Below are 20,405 nucleotides of genomic sequence, written 5' to 3' on the forward strand. Positions count from 1 at the left end.
GATGGTGGGCACGGCGCAAGAGCGCCTTTGCCCACCCTACGATCCCTCTACTTGTATTCCCGCTCGCTCCACCACGGAAAATAGTCCGGCATATCGCTCGACACCTTGTTCTTGAACTGCGCCGGGCGCTTCTCCAGGAACGACACCACGCCTTCCCTAACGTCGTCCGAGCGGCCGCGCGTGTAGATGCCACGGCTATCGACCTTGTGGGCTTCCATGGGATCGTCGGCGCCCATCATGCGCCACATCATCTGACGGATCAGGGCGACCGACACCGGCGCGGTCTTGGCGGCGAATTCCTTGGCCAGCGCGCGGGCGGTCGGCAAGAGATCATCGGGAGCTACGACCTTGCTGACGAGGCGGCCGGCGAGAGCTTCCTGGGCCGGGAAGACGCGGCCGGAATAGCACCATTCCAGCGCCTGCGAGATGCCGACGATGCGCGGCAGGAACCAGCTCGAGGCGGCCTCCGGCACGATGCCACGCTGGGAGAACACGAAGCCGAAGCGCGCGGCATCCGACGCGATGCGGATGTCCATCGCGAGTTGCATAGTGACGCCGATGCCGACGGCAGGGCCGTTCACGGCGGCGATGACTGGCTTCAGGCACTTGAAGATGCGCAGCGTCACCTGGCCGCCGCCGTCGCGCACCTGCGGATCGCTGTAATCGACCTTGCCGTCCGCGAAGCGCTTTACCGGGCCGCGCCGCGCGGCGCGATCGAAGGTGTCCGCACCCGAGGAAAGATCGGCGCCCGCGCAAAAACCGCGGCCGGCGCCGGTGACGATGATGGCGCGGACGTCGTCGTCCTTGTCGGCGGCGTCGAACGCGTCGATCAGCTCGGCCTGCATCTGCGCGTTGAAGGCGTTGAGCTTGTCGGGCCGGTTCAGCGTGATGGTGAGGATCTGTTCGGCGACCTCGTATTTGATCGTCTCATACGCCATGGTGGTTTCCTTCCTCATCTTAAGTGCGATCTCAATGAGACGAGACGCATGGTCGCCGTTGTCCGTCTTGCGCGGACTGGGCATGCGAGCAGTACAAGAACGTGGATGGCCGGGACAAGCCCGGCCATGACGGAATGCTTACTTTGCCGGTGGGCTCGGCCAGGGCTTCTGTGCGCCGCGCAAGCCCTCGAACGCCTTGGCCATGCCGAGCACGCCAATATCATCGAAGCGACGGCCGACGATCTGCACGCCGATGGGAAAGCCGTTGGCGTCGAAACCGCCGTTGAGGGAGACCGCAGGGTTCTCCGACATATTCCATGGCACGGTATAGCAGATGTGCTCGAACGGCCGCATCGGATCGTTGGTGGGCGAGGCCCAGTCCGCAGGGTAGTTCACGTTCGGCGCGGTCGGCGAGATCACGTAGTCGAGCTCGCAGAACAGCTTTGACGCAGCGGCGCGGATCGCCATGGTCTGATTGAAGCCGCGGATGACGTCCACACCCGAGAGCTTTGCGCCGGATGCGCCCCATTTGAAGATGTAGGGCAGCACCTTTGCCTGTTCGGCCGGCGTCAGCTTGGCCAGATCGTCCCACATCCGCGCGCGCCAGAAATTGTCGAGGCCGTCGAGCATCTCGCGGGTCAAAATGCCGTCGACCTCGGTGACGACGCTACCTGCAGATTCGAACGCCTTTGCGGCTTTCACTGCAACATCGCGGACCGGCCTTTCTGCCGGCAGGCCGACGCCGGCATCGAGCATCAGGCCGATGCGCAGTTTGCGCGGGGATTTCTCCAGTCCCTTCCAGTTGAGAGGCTCGGCGGGCAGGCTCATGCCGTCGCGCCGGTCGGGCTTTGCAATCACGCTCATCATCAGCGCGCAATCGTCGACCGTGCGGGTCATGGGACCGGCGACACGGCCGACATAGGTCGGGTCGATCGGCACGCGGCCAAAACTCGGTTTCAGGCCGACGAGACCGCACCAGCCCGCAGGCAGGCGGACCGAGCCGCCGATATCGGTGCCGAGATGCAAGGGGCCATAGCCGGCCGCAGCCGCCGCGCCGGCGCCCGCGCTGGAGCCGCCGGGATTCTTGGAGAGATCCCAGGGATTGCGCGCCAGCGCGTGGAAGCTGGAGAGTCCCGAGGACAGCATGCCGTAATCGGGCATGGTGGTCTTCGCGAAGATGATCGCACCGGCCTCGCGCAGTCGCGCAGCGGGCGGTGCGTCCTTCTCGGCTGGCACGAGCTTCACGCTGGCGGCGCCGAGCGGGACGGGCACGCCCTTGGTCGCGATGTTGTCCTTCACCGTCACAGGCACGCCGTCGAGCGCGCCGGATGGTTCGCCCCCGCTCCAGCGCGCGGTCGAGGCCTTGGCGGCCTCGCGCGCGCTGTCGGGATCGAACGCGTAGAGCGCCTTGAGATGCGGTTCCCACGCAGCGACGTGCGCAAGCACGTCCTCCAGCACCTCGCTCGGCGAGAATTGCTTGGCCCGATAGCCCGCGATCAGATCGACCGCGGAGAGATCGTGCAGCGAGGTGACGGCCTCTTCGACGCTCTTTTTGTGCATTGCTAACCTACCGGCATGCGCGTTTCGATGATCCGGGCGAACATGCTGGCGCCGATCGGCAGGATCTTGTCGTCGAGCACAAAGCCGGGATTGTGCACGGGCACCGAGCCGTCGTGGCCGATCCAGAAATAAGCGCCGGGGATGGTTTGCAGCATGTCGGCGAAATCCTCGCTGCCCATCTTCGGCTGGGCGCGGGTGATCACGTTGGCGGGGTTGACAACGGTGCGCGCGACCTCCTCGACCACCTTGGACTGCTCGACCTGGTTGACCAGCACGCCGAAGGTGTCGCGGATGTCGGCTTCGATCACGCACTGATAGGCGCTCGCGATGCCGGCGCAGATCGTGCGGATGCGTTCGGCGATCAGGGCGCGGACTTCATCCGAGAAGGTGCGGATGGTGCCGCAGAGATGCGCCTCGCCGGGGATGACGTTGTAGGCGGAACCGGCGTGAATCTGCGTGATCGAGATGACGGCGGCCTGCAGCGGCTCGACGTTGCGGCTGACGATGGTCTGGATCGCCTGCGCCAGCGTGGTCGCGATGATCACCGCGTCCTTGGAGCGCTCGGGCATCGCGCCATGCGCGCCGTAGCCGGTGATGCGCAGGTCGAAGAAGTCGGCGCTGGCCATCGCGGGGCCGGGCAGGATCGCGATCTCGCCGAGGTTGAGGTCGGGCGCGTTGTGCAGGCCGTAGAGCTCGTCGCAGGGAAACTTCTCGAACAGGCCGTCCTTGATCATCGCGCGAGCGCCACCAAGGCCTTCCTCGGCCGGCTGGAAGATCAGGTGCACGGTGCCGTCGAAATTTTTGGTCTCGGCGAGGTAGCGCGCGGTGCCGAGCAGCATGGTGGTGTGGCCGTCATGGCCGCAGCCGTGGAAGCGGCCGGGGATTTTCGAACTCCATTTCAGATTGGTGTTCTCTTCCATCGGCAGCGCGTCCATGTCGGCGCGCAGGCCGATGCGCTTGCCGCCCGAACCCTTGCCCTTGATCACGCCGATCACGCCGGTGCCGCCGAGACCGCGGTGCACCTCGATGCCCCAGCTCTTCAGCTTGTCGGCGACGATGCCTGAGGTGCGCACCTCCTCGAAGCCGATCTCGGGATGGGCGTGAAGGTCGCGCCTGATAGCGGTGAGTTCGTCGGCAAAGCCGTCGATGCGGTCGATCGTGGGCATGTGTCCTGTCCGGTTAGCGTGATGGGGGCGTGAAAACGGGGCCGTTCGGCTTGATGCGAATGCCCGGCCGCAGGCGCGTCCAGGGCAGGGTGGCTGTGTCGGCCGGCATCGCGCCGGGCGCGGCGCAGATCATCAGCTTTTCCGCGATCGGCTCGAAATCGGCGCGGAAGTGCACCGAGCTCTTGTTGACCAGAATCTTCTGCGCGGTCGGCTCGATGCCGACATAGCGGTACATCGCCTGATCGGCGAGCTGCGCCTTGTGCGAGGAGACGACGATGCGGACGTCACCGATGCGCAGGCATGCGGAGGGACCCATCTCCATCTCGCGGCCACCGTAGTAGGGGCCGGGCGCGATGAAGCGGCCGTCGGAGAGCTTTTCGACGATGAAGGTTTCGCGATAGGGCTCGTCGCCGGGAATGCCGGATTTGCCGCCGAGCGACAGCGTCACTGTGGCGCCGACGCCGGCCGCATGCGCGGCCTTGGCCGAGGCCGGATCGTAGATCGCGCCGGTCGCGGCGCTCGCCTTGTTGCGCACCAGTGCGCGCAGCATGCCGGTGGTGTCGGAATCGCCGCCGGCGCCGGGATTGTCCTGGGTGTCGGCGATGATGATCGGCTTGCTCGCACCCTTGGCGAGTTCCATCGCCTGGCGCACGCCGTCGTCGGGCGACCAGATCTTGCCGTCGAAATCGTCCTCGTGGCTTTCGATCAGTTTGACGATCGCATCGGCCGCGCGGTCGGCATCGGCCTGCGTCTTGCCATAGGCGAACACGCTCGGGCCGCAGTCGCGGAAGTCGGCGGCGGGGAAGCCGGGCGCGAAGGACAGTGTCGGAACGGCGTCGCTCTCCAGCGCGGCCAGTTTTTCGTAGATGCCCTTGGTGGGAAAGTCATTGGTGCATTGCCAGCTGATCGCGATCAGGAACGGCAATTGGCGAAACGACTTTGCAAAGCGCTGCCTGGTCTGCAGCAGCAGGGCGAGGTGCCTTGCGGAGGCGCGGCCGGTCTCGGCCATGTCGACATGCGGATAGGTGCGGTAGGCGATCAGCGCGTCCGCGTGTTCCATCATCTCGGGCGTGACGTTGGCGTGCAGGTCGAGGCTGGCAACGAGCGGAACGTCCTTGCCGATGACGCCGCGCACGCGCGCCAAAATCTCGCCTTCGCCGTCGTCGAGATGCTCGGTCACCATCGCGCCATGCAGATCGAGATAGACCGCATCGAGCGGGCCGGCGGCGGCGATACCGTCGACCATCACCTTCACGATACGCTCGAAGGCGTCCCTGGTGACATGCGCCGACGGACTTGCGCCGCAGGCGATCGTCGGAATGAGGTTCCAGCCATTCGCTTCGGCGCTGTCGACGAAGCCGGCGAGACCGACATTGATGCGGCGCATCACCTTCAATACGTCGGCGCCTTCCGTCATGGCCGGCCAGCCGCCGCCATGCTGGAAGTCCGCGAAAGTCGCCTTCGTCGGGGCGAACGTGTTGGTCTCGTGCAGGAAGCCGCCGACGGCGATACGTGTCATTAATTCTGGTCCAGCGTTTGAAAGTGCGCGACGTTAGCCTTGGCTTCGAGGCGGGGGCAAGCGAGGAGCCCATGCCGCCGCGCATGGCTTTAAGTCATTTTCGAATGATGATGGTCGCTACCCGTCATTGCGAGCGAAGCGAAGCAATCCAGACCGTCTCCGCAGAGGGACTCTGGATTGCTTCGCTCCGCTCGCAATGACGAGTGGACAAACCTAAGCCGTCGCCGCGACGCCTTCCGACACCGGCCTGAAGTTCGCAAAATCCCAGCCGCGGCCCGGTGCGGCCTCCAGCAGCGCCCTGGTGTAGGCTTCCTTCGGATGCGTCAGCACCTCGGCGGCAAGGCCCTGTTCGACGACACGGCCGTGCTGCATCACCACGACCTCGTCGCAGATCTGGGCTGCGACGCGCAGATCGTGGGTGATGAACAGGATGGCGATGCCGAGCCGGTTCTGGATCTCGTCGAGCAGTTCCAGCACCTGCGCCTGAACCGAGACGTCGAGTGCCGAGACCGCTTCGTCCGCGACCAGCACGTCGGGGTCGAGCGCGAGCGCACGCGCAATGGCGATGCGCTGGCGCTGGCCGCCGGAGAACTGGTGCGGATAGCGCGTCACTGCGTCCGCGGGCAGGCCAACGAGCTCGAGCAGTTCGCGCGCCCGCTTCATCGCATCGGCATGCGAGGTGCCGTAATTGATCGGGCCTTCCGCGATGCTCTCGCCGACGGTAATCCGCGGGTTGAGCGAGCGATAGGGATCCTGGAACACGATCTGGATCTTCTGCCGGTGCGGCTGGAGCAGGCGGCGCGAGATGTCGGCGATCTCGCGGCCGGCGAGACGCACGCCGCCGGAGGTCGGATCGATCAGGCGCACGATGCACCGCGCGACGGTGGACTTGCCCGAGCCGCTCTCGCCGACGATGCCGAGCGTGCGGCCCTTGCGCAGCGTCAGCGTGACCTTGTCGGCGGCGACGACCTCGCGGCCTTTGCCGAAGAAGGCGCGCTCCTTATAGACCTTGCCAAGCTCGTTGGCCTCCAGCACCACCGGCTCCTTGGTCTCGGGCCGCGCCGCGCGCGGCACCAGGCTCGGCACCGCGGAAAGCAAATTGCGTGTGTACTCCATGGTCGGGTTGCGCAGCACGGTCTCGAGCGGGCCGGTCTCGACCAGCCGCCCCTGCCGCATCACAGCCACGCGGTCGGCGATCTCGGCCACCACACCCATGTCATGGGTGATGAACAGGACGGCCGTGCCGTGATCGCGCTGCAGGTCGCGGATCAGCGTCAGAATCTGCTTCTGCGTGGTGACGTCGAGCGCGGTGGTCGGCTCGTCGGCGATGAGCAGCTTCGGCTCCAGCACCAGCGCCATCGCAATCATGATGCGCTGGCGCTGGCCGCCGGACAGGCGATGCGGATAGGAGGCAAAGATGCGCTCGACCTGGGGCAGGCGGACCTGCTCCATCATGTCGAGAATGCGCTTCTTCCGCGCCTTGGCGTCGAGATTGGTGTGGGCGCGCAAGACCTCGTCGATCTGGCGGCCAACCGGCACGACGGGATTGAGCGCGGTCATCGGCTCCTGGAAGATCATCGCCATCTGCGTCGCGCGCAGCTGCCGCAGGCGGCGGTCGGTCGCGGTGAGGATCTCCTCGCCGACCAGCTTGACGCTGCCGCCGGTCGGCACCAGCGTGCCCTTCGGCAGCAGGCCCATCGTGGTCAGCGACGTCACCGACTTGCCCGAGCCGCTTTCACCGACGAGGCAGAGCGTCTCGCCCTGGTGCACCTGGACCGAGATGCCGTCGATGATGTTGGCGCCCTTCGGCTTCTTGCCGATGGAGACGACGAGGTTGTTGATGTCGAGGACTGGCTTGGTCATCACTTGATCCGTCATCACTTGCCCTCCCGCTGCTTCATGCGGGGATCGAGGGCGTCGCGGGCGGCGTCGCCGATCAGATTGATGCTGAGGATGGCGATCGAGAGCAGCAGGCCCGGCCAGAAGATCAGCGTCGGCTTGAGCTGAAAATACTGACGGCCCTCGGCCATGATGTTGCCCCAGGTCGGCGTCTCCGGCGAGATGCCGGCGCCGAGGAAGGAGAGAATGGCCTCGGTCAGGATCGCGGAGGCGCAGACATAGGTGCCCTGGACGATCAGCGGTGCGATCGTGTTCGGCATCAGATGGCGCCACATGATCTTCGGCAGGCTGGAGCCGACCGAGATCGCAGCCTCGACGTAAGGCTCCTCGCGCGCGGACAGCACGACCGAGCGTACCAGGCGTGCCACGCGCGGTATTTCGGGGATGGTGATCGCGACCAGCACGGTCCAGATGCTGGCGCCGGACAGCGACACCACGGCGATCGCGAGCAGGATGCTCGGCATCGCCATGAGGCCGTCCATGACGCGCATCAGGACGGCATCGACCAGCTTGAAGAAGCCGGAGACGAGGCCGATCGCAAGGCCGATGACGATCGACAGGATCGCCGAGCCGATGCCGATCAGGAGCGAGATGCGGCCGCCATAGATGACGCGCGACAAGAGGTCACGGCCATAGGCGTCGGTGCCGAGCAGGAACTGCGCCGAGGCCGGCTTCAGCCGCTGCGAGGGTGCAAGCTGGACCGGATCGTGCGGCGCGATCAGCGGCGCCAGGATCGAGACCAGCACGATCAGCGCGAGCAAGATCGTGGCCGCCGCGATGATCGGCGTCGAGGTGAGGAACCCGAAACGCGGCCGCAATGGCGACGTGATCGGAATGGACGACTGGGGAAGGCTATCGACGGACATTTTTGTTGCTATCCTTAGCCCTAGTACCGGATCCGGGGATCGAGCAGCGTGTAGGCGACGTCGATCAGGAGATTGACGACGACATAGATCAGCGACGTCAGCAGGATCATCGCCTGGATGACTGGGTAGTCGCGCGCCAACACCGCGTCCACCGTGAGGCGGCCGATGCCGGGGATGTTGAACACGCTCTCGGTGACGACGACGCCGGAGATCAGCAGCGCAAAGCCGGTGCCGATCACGGTGATGACGGGCACCGCGGCATTGCGCAGCGCATGGCGCATCATCACGGCGACCTCGTTGATGCCCTTGGCGCGGGCGGTGCGGACGTAGTCCTCACCGAGCACGTCGAGCATCGCCGCACGCGTCATGCGCGCGATCAGCGCGATGTAGATGAACGAGAGCGCGCAGGTCGGCAGGATGATGCGCTCGAAGAACGGTCCAAAGCCGTTGAAGATGCTGCGGAAGCCCTGCACCGGCACCCAGCGCAGGTCGATCGCGAAGACCTCGATCAGGAGATAGCCGACCACGAACACCGGCACGGAGAAGCCGAGCACGGAGAGGCCCATCACGAAACGATCGATCCAGGTGCCGTGCTTCCACGCCGCGATGACGCCCAGGGGCACGGCGACGATGACGGCCAGAATGATTGTCGAGAGCGCGATCGAGATCGACGGTTCGACGCGCTGGCTGATCATCTTCATGACTGGCAGGTTGGAGATCAGCGACGTCCCGAGATCGCCGTGCAGCAGCTTGTTCACCCAGGTGATGAATTGCACGATGAGCGGCTCGTTGAGGCCGAGCGAGTCGCGGATGCGTTCCAGCCGTTCCGGCGTCGCGTTATCGCCGGCGAGAATGGCGGCGGGATCGCCCGGCGTCAGCCGCAGCAGCAGGAAGACGAACAGCGCGACGACGCCCATCACGGGCACCGCGGCCAGAACGCGGCGAATGAGATAACCTAGCATGCACCTATCTCCGGCTGCGGAACTTGTGGGGCCGAGAGGCCCCCGTGGAATCGGTTCTGTCTATCATGCACGCCTGTCACTCGGGCTGGAAAGCCGGCCGGAGAAGCCGACCTTTCGGGGCAAATTGTGTGCCAAGGGCAAGGCGGTCGCAAGAGGCCGCCGAGCCTCCGATATCGGCCACTCAGGATGCATGGCGGAACTCGCGCTCAACCCTGAGTGAGGGTGCGGTCGGCGGTGCGTTGAGCCCGCGCCAGCCGTCGATGGTCCCGGTAATCATCTGCGCGGTCGCCGCCGACAAGGTCCAGCCGAGATGGCCGTGGCCGGTGTTGAAGAACACGCCCGGCATCCGTCCTGCGCGCACCACGGGCATCATGTTCGGCATCATCGGCCGCAGCCCGGCCCAGGGCACGACCTTGGACGTTTCGACGCCGGGGAAGTTGCTGCGCACCCAGTCGACCAGCGGCTGCACGCGGTCGGCGCGGATGTCGCGGTTGAAGTCGTTGAATTCGGCGGTGCCTGCGACGCGGAAACGATCGGCACCGAGCCGGCTGGTGACGATCTTGGCGGCTTCGTCGAGCAGGCTCACGGTCGGCGTGGCATTGCGGCTTGCGGCAGTGTCGAGCTGAACGGTGATCGAATAACCCTTCACCGGATAGACGTTGACGCGCTCGTCGAGGAGGGCGGCGAAGTGGCGGCTGGCCACACCGGCGCAGACCACGACGCCATCCGCCTTCAGCATGCCGCGCGCGAATGCGACAGCATCACTGGCCGAAAGACCAGCCCAGCCGATGACAAAGCCGCCACCTGCCTGGGCAATGGAATCGATGTTGGCTTCGTGGATAAAGGTCGCGCCGCGCCGCTTGCAGGCTTCAGCAAGTCCGCGCGTGAACTTGTGGATATCGCCGGTCGCATCCGACGGCGTGTAGAAGCCGCCAAAATAGTCCTTGCGCAGCGTCGGCTCGATGGCGCGGATCTCCTCCGGCGTCACCGGGCGGCGATCGAGCCCGCCTTCCTTCAATAGCGCATTGACCTGCAGGCCGGATTCAAAACCCTTCTTGTCGTGATAGATGTGCAGGATGCCGCGGCGTTCGAGATCGAAGTCGATGCCTTCGCGCTCCGCGATCTCGAACAGATGCTTGCGGGCTTCGATCGCGAGCCGCGTGGTCTGAACCGTGTTGGCGCGGTAGTTGCCGATATTGGCGACGAACTCGCTCATCCACGAATATTTGTGCCAGTTCGGCCGCGGGTTCATCAGCAGCGGCGCGTCGCGCCGGAACATCCAGCGCAGGCCTTTCAGGATCGTGGCGGTGCTGTTCCAGACTTCGGCATTGCTGGCGGAGAGCTGTCCGCCATTGGCGAAGGAGGTCTCCATCGCGGCGTAGCGGTGCTTGTCGAGCACCGTCACCTTGTATCCGCGTTCGAGCAGGGCATAGGCAGTCGTTACGCCGGTGATGCCGGCGCCGATGATGGCGATATGGGTCATGGCAGGTTCGGGGCTCCCGTGAGTTAGAGTCGGCTAACCGCCGGCCAAAGGCCGTTGGCGGCGCCCCATCTGTCACGGTTACCTGAGAGCTTGATCCGTTGCGGACCTCGGCGAGGTCAGCTCCGGACTATCCCCTTCGGTGGACGTCACGATCCCAAGATCGCGCCGCCTCTCTCCAGATCGTCCTGACGATACGGTCCTTTTGCCTGAGAGTTTCCGGGGCGGTTGCTCCGTCGGCGCCGCAACGAAAGCCTGAACTCTCGTTGCGATCTCTCCCGCATCGTCGCGTGGACAATCGAGCAGTACGATGCGCCTCATTTTTAGACAAGGCTAAATTTAAACCGCGACTGCCAACGCATTGTGCAGTGCGAAGTTGCGTCGTCAGTCGAGCGTCGCCAGCAAGCCGGCCATCAGGCGCCCGCGTTCAACTAGGCTCTCGACCTCGATGAACTCCTCGAGCGTGTGGCCGTTGCCGCCGCGCACGCCGAGGCCGTCGAGCGTCGGGATGCCCATCGCGCCGGTAAAGTTGCCGTCGGAGCCGCCGCCGGAGCTCGCATGCGGCAGCTCAGTGCCGAGCGATTTGGCGATGCCGCGCGCCTTCTCGTAAAGCGCCATGGTGCCGGCATCCGGCTCCCATACGGGGCGCGTGACGCCGCGCGTCACCTTGAACGTGACATCATTGGACGTGCCCGACAGCGCCAGCATCCGCTCGACGCCGCGGTCGAGATCGACCTGGCGCTTGGCCATGGACAGCGCCTCGCCGGTGGCGGTCGTGGCAACGCAATTGACCCATTGTCCGCCATGCACGACGCCGACCGAGAAAGTGCAGTCCTCCGTCGTCATCGCGTCGATGGCGAGGATCTGCCGCGCCATCTCGCGGATCGCCGAGCGTCCGGCCGACAATGTCGCGCCGGCATGGCTCGGCCGGCCCGTCGCTTCCAGATTGAAACGCGCGATGGCGTAACGTCCGGTGGTGACACCGTTGTCGGCGCGGCCCGGTTCGGGCACCAGCACATATTTGTTGCGCGCAGCCTCCGCCTCGATGATGTCGCGCGTCGAGGGCGTGCCGACTTCCTCGTCGGGTGTAAACAGCACGGTGATCGGCAGCGGCGTGGTGAAGGACGCACGTGCCAGCTGCCGGATCGCTTCCAGCGAGAGATAGTTGCCGCCCTTCATGTCGTAGATGCCGGGGCCGTAGCACTTGTCGCCCTCGCGCCGCCATTTCAGCTTCTCGATGGTGCCGACCGGGTGGACGGTATCCATGTGGCCGGCGATCAGGATGCCCGGCTCGCCCTGTTTCGGATGCGGGAAGCGCGCGCGGATCACGCCGCCGAAGCCCTGTCGACCGCCGATGCGTTCGATCGTCGCACCCATGATCGCCATATCCCGCGCTGCGATATCGAGCATGCGGTTGACGGCACCCGCGTCCCAGGTCGGGCTCTCGCATTCCACCCAGGTGCGCAGGCCCTCGAGCATCGCCTCGGAATCGAAGGGTAGATTGGCTGGATTCATCTTAATGTCTCTCAAGCTTCGAAAGATGGAACGCGCATTGCATTGGCGCGGACGGGACTGGCGGAAAGCGTTGTAGAGCCAAACCGATCTTTGTGGAGCCCGTGGGCGCGCCGCTTGGGGCTGCAGCGAAACCGGATTGACGCGCTCAACACTGTCTGCAAGTCTCGAAAGACAAAGGCATCGCATGAGGTTAGTTCGCCTAAAGAACGAACCGAATGCTCAACCAATAACCTGCCTTTGAACAGTTTCACGTCAGGAGAAACTTTTATGTTGAGCTTGATGCGCCGGGGGCGTCGCGCGTTCGCCTCCACACTTGCGCTATCGGTCGTTGCGCTTTCGACGGCGATGGCATCGCCGGTACTTGCCGCCGCCAGCAAGACCATCACCGCGGTGATGCATTCGGATCTGCGCATCATCGATCCGATTTTCACCACCGCCTACATTACGCGTGACCATGGCTACATGGTCTACGACACGCTGATCGCGACGGACTCGAACTTCAAGATCCAGCCGCAGATGGCGGACTGGAAGATCTCCGACGACAAGCTCACCTACACCTTCACGCTGCGCGACGGCCTGAAGTGGCACGACGGTACGCCGGTGACGGCGGAAGACTGCGCCGCTTCGCTGAAGCGCTGGGCCGCGGTCGACGGCATGGGCCAGCAGATGATGCAGTTTACTGCGAGCATCGAGGCGACCGACCCCAAGACGATCACGCTGAAGCTGAAGGAGCCCTACGGCCTCGTGCTCGAATCCATCGGCAAGCCGTCCTCGCGCGTCGCCTTCATGATGCCGAAGCGTCTCGCCGAAACGCCGCCGGACAAGCAGATCCCCGAGCAGATCGGCTCGGGTCCGTTCAAGTTCGTGCAGGGCGAATTCCAGCCCGGCGTGAAGGCGGTCTACGTCAAGAACACCGACTACGTGCCGCGCAAGGAGGCGTCGAGCTGGACTGCCGGAGGCAAGGTGGTCAAGGTTGATCGCGTCGAATGGATCACCATGCCGGATGCGCAGACCGCAGTGAACGCGCTGCAATCGGGCGACATCGACTTCATGGAAGTGCCGCCGTGGGATCTGCTGCCCGTGCTTGAAGGCAATGCCGACCTCAAGACCGAGACGCTGAACAAGTTCGGCTACCAGACCCTTGGGCGCATGAACTTCCTCTATCCGCCCTTCGACAATCCGAAGATCCGCCGTGCCGCACTTCTGGCCATGAACCAGAAGGACGTGCTCGACGCGCTCGTCGGTAATCCCAAATACTACAAGATCTGCGGTGCGTTCTTCATCTGCGATACGCCGTTCGCGACCGACGTCGGCTCGGAATCGCTGGTCAAGGGCAACGGCATGGCGGAAGCCAAGAAGGCGCTCGCCGAGTCCGGCTATGACGGCACGCCCGTCGTGGTCATGGTGCCCGGCGACGTCGTGACGCTGAAGGCGCAGCCGACGGTCGCGGTGCAGTTGCTCCGCGAGGCCGGCTTCAAGGTCGACGCGCAGGCGACCGACTGGCAGACGGTGGTCAGCCGGCGCGCCAGCCAGAAGCCTCCGAAGGAGGGCGGCTGGAACATGTTCTTCACCAACTGGGTCAGCGCCGACGTGTCCAACCCGATCGCCAATCTGTCGATCGGCGGCCAGGGCAAGAAGGGCTGGTTCGGCTGGGCGGAAAACGCCAAGATCGAGAAGCTCAAGGACGACTTCGTCCGCGCCGCCTCGCTCGACGATCAGAAGAAGATCGCGACCGAGATCCAGAAGGAAGCCTATGACCAGGTGATCTACGTGCCGCTCGGCCAGTATCTGGCGCCGAGCGCGTGGCGGAAGTCGCTCACCGGCGTGCTCGACGGCCCGGCGACGCCGGTGTTCTGGAACATCGACAAGACCGAGTAAGGCGAGGGCGCGCCAGCGCGCCTTCCCCGAGCGTTACGCGGCGTCGCTGTCATCAGCGGCGCCGTTTTCGTTTGTCAGCCTCGCGTCAGCTTTTAACTCTTCCAGTGTCCAATCATTGCTATTTGTTTCTGACTTGAAATAGATGTGCGCGGTTCGCACATCACTTCCTTCCTGCATTTGAGTCCCGTGTCGATTGATTTTTCATTTCGGGCGATGGCCGAGCGGTCCGATCGCGCGCCGGCGCGATGGCGGCGGCCTTTCCTGCGCTGGCTCGACGGCGTCGAGGCGGGTTGGGCCGTTCCGCTTCTCATTGTGTGCTTTGTCGCGCTCTGGACGATCTATCTGGTCGTTGCCTATGCCGGCAGCGGCCTGCACCCTGATACCCTCGAGGCCTGGACGCTCGGGCGCCGTTTCGCGTGGGGCTACCACAAGCATCCGCCGCTGATGGGCTGGGTTACGGCGGTGTGGACCTCCGTCTTCCCGCTCAGCGACTGGTCGCTGCAATTGATGGCGATGGCCAATGCCGGGCTCGCCCTGTTTTTCGTCGACCGGATCGCACGGCAGTTCGTGACCGGGCACAAACGCATCCTGGTGCTGCTGCTCCTGATGCTGACGCCGGCCTATCAATTCCACGCCCAGCGCTTCAATGCCAATACGGTGCTGCTTGCGCTCTGGCCGCTCGCGACCTGGTGTTTTCTGCGCGCGTTCGAGACCCGCAGCGCGGCCTGGGCGGTCGCCGTAGGATGCACGACGGCGCTGGCGATGGTCGGCAAATATTATTCGGTCTTCCTCGTGGCGAGCTTTGCATTTGCCGCGCTGGCGCATCCCGCGCGCCGCGCCTATTTCGCGTCCGCTTCGCCGTGGATATCGGTCGTGGTCGGGGTCGCGATGTTGTCGCCGCATATCTACTGGCTCGCGACGACGGGCGCGTCGGCCTTCACCTACGCGATGGCGCACGCCAACGGCAACTTCGTGAGCTCGCTCGGCGAGGTGCAGAACTTCCTGCTCGGACTCGTGGCGGCCATCAGCGTATCGGCCGTCTTCTGGGTGATCATCGCCGGCACACGGCTGAAACAATTTGCGGCCGACTTCGCCGCGATGAGTTCCGGCCTGCGGCTTCTTTTTTACGTTGCGATCGGCACGATCGTGCTGCCGGTCCTGACGTCGCTGGCGATGGGCACCGATCTGCCGTCGCTATGGGCGCTGCAAGGGCTGTTCCTGTTCGTCGTGCTGATCGTTTGCGGCACGCGCTACCCGATCGAAAGATTCTACACCGTCAATGTCACGGTCATCACCGCAATCGTTGGGCTCGCCGCTGTCTTCGTCGCCGCTCCGATTCACGCCGTCTATCGCAACAATCACGGCTACGAAGAGGGCCGGAATTTCTACGCGCAGGTAGCCAGTGAGCTCACCCGGGAATGGCACGAGCTGACCGGCGAGCCCCTCAGCGCCGTCAGCGGCGACGATTCGCTGGCCTTTGCGACCGCGTTCTACAGTCCGGACCATCCGTACTACGCGCGGCCGTTCGAGTTTCAGTACACATGGGGCATGCCGCGAAAGACGACACTGGATCGCGGCTGGGCCGCGCTCTGTTTCAGCGGCCAGGACTATTGCGGCAGGTGGATGGAGTCCGTGTCCGCGCGCGCCGAGCATTTCGTCAAGCGCCAGTTCACCGTGCAGGCGACGCTATGGGGCAGGCCCGGCCTGACTCGAGACGTGGTCGTGCTGATCGTGCCACCGCGAACGAGCAGCGCGACGCCCGAGAGCGCCGCGCAGGACTTCAGCGCCAGCAGGCGCCCGACGGACTAGGCTTTGCGCTCAGCAGTGGCTGTCGCGGATTCGCTCGAGGCCTTCGCTCGCGAAGGGGGGAGTGAACGCAGTTCGGTCGGCGCCCGGCGTCGAGCGTTCCGTTTCCGCCCGATCCGGGGTGGTGTTGTCTTCGCGATGTTCCGGTTCCATGAGGCGGCCTTTCGAATTGCTGCAGTACAACATCGACGCGGCCGGGAAGTTCCTCATGCGATGGGACGATGATGCGGCTTGAACAGCCGTCCCTTTTCCACCACCAGCACGATCGCAAGCGCCGCCAGCGTCGACAGGAAGAAGCCGACCGAGAACGGCAGCAGCGTGCCGTCGAAACTCTGCCCGATCGCCATGCCGACGACGATGCCGATCAGCGTCGTGATCGAGCCGTAGAGCGAGGAGGCGGTGCCGGCGATATGGCCCTGCGGCTCCATGGCCAGTGCGGTGAAGTTCGCGACCATCATGCCGAACGAGAACATCATCAGGGCGGACAGCACCATGAACAACGAGAGCGGCAGCATGCCGAGGCTTTCCGTCAGCAGCATCACGCCCGCAACCGCGGTGTAGAGCGTCAGCGCGCCGTGCGAGATCACGCGCATGCCCAGCCGTCCGACCAGCTTCGCATTGAGGAAGCCGGCGATCGCGGTGCCGGCCGCGATCGCGGCGAAGGCAATCGGGAAATAATGGCCGAGATGATAGACGCCGGTGAAGACCTGCTGCGCCGAGAAGACATAGGCAAAGAGCGCGCCTATCACGCTGCCGGCGGCCGTCGCATAGCCGATGGTCTGGCGGTTGGTCACGGTCTGCCGGAACGCCGAGAGCACGTCTGCGGGCGCCAGCGACCTGCGCTCGGACTCCGGAAGGGTTTCGGGCAGCCGCAGCACGCTCCATGCGAGCGCGAGCAGTCCGTAGAGCATCAGTACGACGAAGATGCCGCGCCATTGCGTGACCAGCAGCACCGCCTGCCCGAACGAGGGCGCGATCACCGGCACCGCGATGAACACCATCATGGCGAGCGACATCACGCTCGCCATCCGGCGGCCGACATAGCAGTCGCGCACGATCGAGGTCGCGATCACGCGCGTCGCCGACGTGCCGAGCCCTTGCAGCGCGCGCGCCAGCAGCAGCGTCTCGAACGAGGGCGCGGCGACCGCCAGCACGCTCGCCACCGCATAGACGGCCATGCCGCCGAGCAGCACCGGGCGGCGCCCGAAGCGGTCCGACAACGGGCCCATGACGAACTGCCCGGCACCGAAGCCGATCAGGAAGGTCGAGAGCACCAGCTGAAGATGGTTGGCGTTGGGAATGGCGAAGGCTGCCCCGATGTTGGGCAGCGCCGGCAGCATCATGTCCATCGCAAGCGGATTCAGCGCCATGATGGACGCGATCACGATGACGAATTCTGGAAAACCCATGGGCCGGTGTCCCGAGGACACCCAATCGTCGGCATTGACGTCGGACAAAGCTCACCTCTGAAAATCAGAGGCTTTTCTATCGGTTATGCTGCGTCGCACAACCCATGTTTCGGGATGGCTGACAGGCGGGTGCACAAGAATTGGTGATGTCGCCGGGCTCGGGAAGGGCCGCCTCGTCCATCATCGTGCGCTAGCGGCCTGCTCGACCAGGCCGAGCGCCAACCGTCCCGCGGTGTCGACATAGTCGAGATCGCGATGGATCAGCATCACGGTCGTGGCGCCGTCGAGCAGGATCACGAGCTGGCGCGCGACCGCCGCTGCACCGGCAACGCCATGCCCGCGCAATTCGGTTTCGAGCCACGCTTCAAAACGCTTCTTGTGCGCCGCGCCGGCCTTGACCGCGGGATGTGCCGGGGTGTTTGCGAGCTCGGCGATGGTGCGCAGGAATCCGCAGCCGCGCCATCGCGGCGTATTAACGGAGCGTCCGAGCCTTGTGAAGAGACCGCGGACCTTGTCGGCCACCGTGCCCTCGGTCTCGGCGAACCAGCGCATATAGAGCTCCAGCGTCGGCTGGTCCCTGGCCGCGATGGTCTCGGCGACGAGCTCGTCCTTGCTGGTGAAGTGATAATAGAGCGTCTTCTTGGTGACGCCGGCCTCGGCGACCGCGTCCATGCTCACCGCCCTGATGCCTTCGCCATAGAACAGGCGCGTCGCCGCGATGACGATCTGCTCGCGAGTGGTGTCGCCTTTGCCTGACATCGCGAATGTATACTGTCTAGTGAGTATACACGACAAGACCGCTGTGGCTGACTTCCGCGCCTGTTCGACCTGGAATTCGACCTGGAAGGAGCCTGCACTTGTCCGATCTCGTACTCTCCGAAACGCGAGGCGCTGTCGCGCTGCTGACGTTCAATCGCCCGAACAAGCTCAATGCGCTGAGCTACGCCCTCGTCGACCGCCTGATGGCGATCCTCGATCGTATCGAGGACGATGCCGATATCCGCGCCGTGATCCTGACCGGGGCGGGCGACCGCGCCTTCTCGGCCGGCGCCGACATCGCCGAGTTCTCGGAGAGCGTGAAATGCGGGCCGGACGCGGCGGTAAAGGCCTTCGTGCGGCGCGGGCAGGCGATGACGGCGCGCATGGAGGCGTTTCCGAAGCCGATCATCGCCGCCGTGAACGGCATCGCCTTCGGCGGCGGCTGCGAGATCACGGAAGCCGTGCATCTCGCCGTCGCGAGCGAGCGGGCGAGCTTTGCCAAGCCCGAGATTGCGATCGGAATCACGCCGACCTTCGGCGGCACGCAGCGCCTGCCACGGCTCGCAGGCCGGAAGCGGGCGCTCGAATATCTCCTGACAGGAGATTCCTTTTCACCACAGCGGGCTCATGAGATCGGTTTGGTCAACCAGGTCGTGCCGCACGGGCAGCTGCTGGACGCAGCCTTCGCGCTGGCAGGCCGCATCACGCGGCATTCGCACCTGGCGGTGGCCCGGGTCATCACCGCCGCCACGCGGGGCCTCAACGTCTCGATCTCGGAAGGCCTCGCCATCGAGAGCGAGCAGTTCGCACGCATGGCGGCGACACGGGACACGCGCGAAGCGCTCGACGCCTGGCTTGCCGTCCGCGCGTCGCGGTAGGGCTGGCGCGGCGGATTTGGCGGTCGTGGCAACAGGGAACCGGTTCCCCGCCGTCCAGGCGGGCGGCTGGCAACCAAGGATTCACCATAAGCGCGAGCGCAACGCACAGGGGAGATGAATCCGCAACCCATCCTGTCCATGGTGGCACGGGCTGGCGCCGAGTTGGCGCCGGGAGAGACCCGGCCAAACAAGGTATCCGATTGTGTCCGACGTCACCGGTGCAGCACGATGGTTGGAACCCTCGGCCGACATGGCTTCGCGGCGGAATTTCTGGCTTGCCTGCCTGGTCGCACTGACTGCACTGCTGGTGCTCGGCAATCTCGCCAACGATGCCGTGCTCGATATGAAATATGGCTGGGACACCCGCGTCAATTGCGCGGCGGTCGATGCGTATGCCAGCGGGCTCGATCCCTATTTCGTCAAGAACCTGAAGGGCACCAAGCTCTCTTATCCCTATCTGCCGGTGACGCTGGATATCTTCCGTCCCTTGTGCGCGGGTGGACTTCTGGTCGATCACTACAAAGGCATCTTTCCTGTCCTCGCCGTGCTTTGCGGGCTCCTCTTGCCCGGTCTTGGCCGAACGCGCCCGGGCGCGCGCGATGTTGCGCTGAGGGTGCTCTGCGCGCTCGGCGCGTTCGTCGGTTTCGAATGGGTGCAGGCGTCCGGCAACTTCGCGATCCTGAGCGGCGTGCTGACCGCGGTCGCGTTGAGGTTTCTGCTTTCTCCGTCTGCGTCCGGCGCGTCTGAGGACCGCAGCTTTCCGTTGCGGCTCGCCGGCGCCGCGCTGCTCGGCCTCGTGACGTCGTTCAAGCTGGTGTTCTTTCCCGTGCTGGCCGCGCTCTATTTCCTGCCGCTGCCGCGCGGCCGCAAGCTCACGCTGATCGTGGTTGCGGCGTTCAGCTTCGCATTGCCGATCCTGATATCGCGGCTAATGTACCCCGAGCTGTTCGCGAGTTGGCAATTGGCGATGGGCGGAAAGATCCCCGACCAGCATCTCGTCGATCTCTTCGAGATCAATCCGTCGCTGCTGCTGGCGGCGCGCGACCTTATGGATCATGCCGGCCTCGGTGACAACAAGGCGGCGACGTTCGCGACCTATGCATTCGCAGCACTCGCGCTCGTGCTGGTGCCGTTCGCCTTGTCCATCCTGCGCGTGGTCAAGAGCCGGCCGGCGCAGGAAGGCGGATCAGTTCTTGCGCGACTGGATCGCTGGCTGATGGATCATCCCCGCGTCGCCATGCGCATCACGGTGTTCGCGATGTTTGCGCTCTATCTCAGCTCGCCGCGCCTCAAGGAATATGCCTTCTTCGAGCTCGCGCTTTATGCCGCGATCCTCGTCGTCGATCTTCCGGCCCTGGCACTTGCCGCGTTCCTCGCCGCCGGCCTCGCCTTTCCGGCACTGATCTCGATTCTGGGCACGGCATTCGAGGGCAGCTTCATCCTCCTCATCATTGCGCTGACAAGTTTCTGGATCCTGCTGCTCGACTTTCGCGCCGAACCGAAGCGCCTGGAGACGGAAGGCGCGCAGTCATAACGCATGCCGCGGTGTCCGCCGGAAAAGGACGGCGCCTTGCCCCGCGCGGGCTCCAGCCGGTTCGTGACTGCATCGGTCTTCCGTCCGCCTTTGGGCGGAGGCTCGCCCCGTCAGCTCCGATGGTGCGGGCAGCCGGGGTCGAACCGGCACAGCGCTTGCGCGCCGAGGGATTTTAAGTCCCTTGCGTCTACCAATTCCGCCATGCCCGCTTGATCCAACGAGATCAACTAGTTAAG

General features: G+C 64.9%; 15 protein-coding genes, 1 tRNA gene and 2 riboswitches. Of the genes, 4 read left to right on the forward strand and 12 right to left on the reverse strand.

From position 1 onward, the window contains the following. Positions 1 to 47: 47 nt before the first annotated feature. The 9 genes from AC0L3X_RS21695 to AC0L3X_RS21735 form a co-directional block, all read right to left on the reverse strand. On the reverse strand, positions 48 to 938 hold the full coding sequence (locus AC0L3X_RS21695; protein ID WP_473316734.1) for a crotonase/enoyl-CoA hydratase family protein: 891 nt from the start codon (positions 936 to 938) through the stop codon (positions 48 to 50). A gap of 138 nt (positions 939 to 1,076) precedes the next feature. Next, positions 1,077 to 2,498, reverse strand: a complete 1,422-nt coding sequence (locus AC0L3X_RS21700) for an amidase (protein WP_354102216.1) — start codon at positions 2,496 to 2,498, stop codon at positions 1,077 to 1,079. Between the two features lie 2 nt (positions 2,499 to 2,500). Continuing rightward, positions 2,501 to 3,664, reverse strand: a complete 1,164-nt coding sequence (locus tag AC0L3X_RS21705) for a M20 aminoacylase family protein (protein ID WP_354102215.1) — start codon at positions 3,662 to 3,664, stop codon at positions 2,501 to 2,503. Between the two features lie 13 nt (positions 3,665 to 3,677). Next, a complete protein-coding gene (locus tag AC0L3X_RS21710) occupies positions 3,678 to 5,183 on the reverse strand; it encodes a M81 family metallopeptidase (RefSeq protein WP_354131451.1) in 1,506 nt (501 codons plus the stop codon). Positions 5,184 to 5,396: 213 nt separating this feature from the next. Continuing rightward, complete coding sequence (locus tag AC0L3X_RS21715) at positions 5,397 to 7,046, reverse strand: ABC transporter ATP-binding protein (RefSeq protein ID WP_354102213.1); 1,650 nt, start codon at positions 7,044 to 7,046, stop codon at positions 5,397 to 5,399. Between the two features lie 14 nt (positions 7,047 to 7,060). Beyond that, complete coding sequence (locus tag AC0L3X_RS21720) at positions 7,061 to 7,948, reverse strand: ABC transporter permease (RefSeq protein WP_028150021.1); 888 nt, start codon at positions 7,946 to 7,948, stop codon at positions 7,061 to 7,063. A 20-nt stretch (positions 7,949 to 7,968) separates the two neighbouring features. Continuing rightward, complete coding sequence (locus AC0L3X_RS21725; RefSeq protein WP_014494267.1) at positions 7,969 to 8,910, reverse strand: ABC transporter permease; 942 nt, start codon at positions 8,908 to 8,910, stop codon at positions 7,969 to 7,971. 181 nt (positions 8,911 to 9,091) lie between these two features. Further along, positions 9,092 to 10,393: a D-amino acid dehydrogenase gene (locus AC0L3X_RS21730; protein ID WP_354102212.1), complete on the reverse strand. Its 1,302-nt coding sequence runs from the start codon at positions 10,391 to 10,393 to the stop codon at positions 9,092 to 9,094. 67 nt (positions 10,394 to 10,460) lie between these two features. Then, a riboswitch (glycine riboswitch) is annotated at positions 10,461 to 10,574 on the reverse strand. Between the two features lie 3 nt (positions 10,575 to 10,577). Then, positions 10,578 to 10,681, reverse strand: a riboswitch (glycine riboswitch). A gap of 93 nt (positions 10,682 to 10,774) precedes the next feature. Next, positions 10,775 to 11,905, reverse strand: coding sequence for a M20/M25/M40 family metallo-hydrolase (locus AC0L3X_RS21735; RefSeq protein WP_354102211.1), 1,131 nt, complete (start codon positions 11,903 to 11,905; stop codon positions 10,775 to 10,777). A gap of 267 nt (positions 11,906 to 12,172) precedes the next feature. Between AC0L3X_RS21735 and AC0L3X_RS21740 the strand changes: the two genes are divergently transcribed. Together AC0L3X_RS21740 and AC0L3X_RS21745 are read left to right on the forward strand one after the other, a co-directional pair. Next, positions 12,173 to 13,783, forward strand: a complete 1,611-nt coding sequence (locus AC0L3X_RS21740) for an ABC transporter substrate-binding protein (protein WP_063982465.1) — start codon at positions 12,173 to 12,175, stop codon at positions 13,781 to 13,783. A 213-nt stretch (positions 13,784 to 13,996) separates the two neighbouring features. Continuing rightward, positions 13,997 to 15,592: a glycosyltransferase family 39 protein gene (locus AC0L3X_RS21745; RefSeq protein ID WP_283016938.1), complete on the forward strand. Its 1,596-nt coding sequence runs from the start codon at positions 13,997 to 13,999 to the stop codon at positions 15,590 to 15,592. Positions 15,593 to 15,795: 203 nt separating this feature from the next. Here the strand turns inward: AC0L3X_RS21745 and AC0L3X_RS21750 are convergent, their stop codons facing one another. Together AC0L3X_RS21750 and AC0L3X_RS21755 are read right to left on the reverse strand one after the other, a co-directional pair. Continuing rightward, positions 15,796 to 16,998 carry a multidrug effflux MFS transporter gene (locus AC0L3X_RS21750; RefSeq protein WP_404979444.1) on the reverse strand — a complete coding sequence of 401 codons (1,203 nt, stop codon included), beginning with the start codon at positions 16,996 to 16,998 and terminating at the stop codon, positions 15,796 to 15,798. 180 nt (positions 16,999 to 17,178) lie between these two features. Continuing rightward, entirely contained in the window at positions 17,179 to 17,757 is a 579-nt protein-coding gene (locus AC0L3X_RS21755) for a TetR/AcrR family transcriptional regulator (protein WP_473316736.1), read from the reverse strand. A gap of 98 nt (positions 17,758 to 17,855) precedes the next feature. Here AC0L3X_RS21755 and AC0L3X_RS21760 point away from each other — a divergent pair, with 98 nt between their 5' ends. Next, positions 17,856 to 18,635 (forward strand): crotonase/enoyl-CoA hydratase family protein, encoded by a 780-nt coding sequence (locus tag AC0L3X_RS21760; protein ID WP_354102209.1) that lies wholly within the window; start codon positions 17,856 to 17,858, stop codon positions 18,633 to 18,635. Positions 18,636 to 18,885: 250 nt separating this feature from the next. Beyond that, complete coding sequence (locus tag AC0L3X_RS21765) at positions 18,886 to 20,169, forward strand: hypothetical protein (protein ID WP_354102208.1); 1,284 nt, start codon at positions 18,886 to 18,888, stop codon at positions 20,167 to 20,169. Positions 20,170 to 20,289: 120 nt separating this feature from the next. On the opposite strand, the gene AC0L3X_RS21770 is transcribed toward AC0L3X_RS21765, so the two are convergent. Then, a tRNA-Leu gene (locus AC0L3X_RS21770) sits at positions 20,290 to 20,378 on the reverse strand. Positions 20,379 to 20,405 lie beyond the last annotated feature (27 nt).

It is taken from the genome of Bradyrhizobium sp. MI1.7 (genome assembly GCF_055811795.1).

Bases quoted from the DNA above. Each gene is read 5' to 3' on its own strand.
- AC0L3X_RS21695 (WP_473316734.1), bottom strand. From the start codon at position 938: ATGGCGTATGAGACGATCAAATACGAGGTCGCCGAACAGATCCTCACC.
- AC0L3X_RS21700 (WP_354102216.1), bottom strand. From the start codon at position 2,498: ATGCACAAAAAGAGCGTCGAAGAGGCCGTCACCTCGCTGCACGATCTC.
- AC0L3X_RS21705 (WP_354102215.1), bottom strand. From the start codon at position 3,664: ATGCCCACGATCGACCGCATCGACGGCTTTGCCGACGAACTCACCGCT.
- AC0L3X_RS21710 (WP_354131451.1), bottom strand. From the start codon at position 5,183: ATGACACGTATCGCCGTCGGCGGCTTCCTGCACGAGACCAACACGTTC.
- AC0L3X_RS21715 (WP_354102213.1), bottom strand. From the start codon at position 7,046: ATGACCAAGCCAGTCCTCGACATCAACAACCTCGTCGTCTCCATCGGC.
- AC0L3X_RS21720 (WP_028150021.1), bottom strand. From the start codon at position 7,948: ATGTCCGTCGATAGCCTTCCCCAGTCGTCCATTCCGATCACGTCGCCA.
- AC0L3X_RS21725 (WP_014494267.1), bottom strand. From the start codon at position 8,910: ATGCTAGGTTATCTCATTCGCCGCGTTCTGGCCGCGGTGCCCGTGATG.
- AC0L3X_RS21730 (WP_354102212.1), bottom strand. From the start codon at position 10,393: ATGACCCATATCGCCATCATCGGCGCCGGCATCACCGGCGTAACGACT.
- AC0L3X_RS21735 (WP_354102211.1), bottom strand. From the start codon at position 11,905: ATGAATCCAGCCAATCTACCCTTCGATTCCGAGGCGATGCTCGAGGGC.
- AC0L3X_RS21740 (WP_063982465.1), top strand. From the start codon at position 12,173: ATGTTGAGCTTGATGCGCCGGGGGCGTCGCGCGTTCGCCTCCACACTT.
- AC0L3X_RS21745 (WP_283016938.1), top strand. From the start codon at position 13,997: ATGGCCGAGCGGTCCGATCGCGCGCCGGCGCGATGGCGGCGGCCTTTC.
- AC0L3X_RS21750 (WP_404979444.1), bottom strand. From the start codon at position 16,998: ATGGGTTTTCCAGAATTCGTCATCGTGATCGCGTCCATCATGGCGCTG.
- AC0L3X_RS21755 (WP_473316736.1), bottom strand. From the start codon at position 17,757: ATGTCAGGCAAAGGCGACACCACTCGCGAGCAGATCGTCATCGCGGCG.
- AC0L3X_RS21765 (WP_354102208.1), top strand. From the start codon at position 18,886: ATGGCTTCGCGGCGGAATTTCTGGCTTGCCTGCCTGGTCGCACTGACT.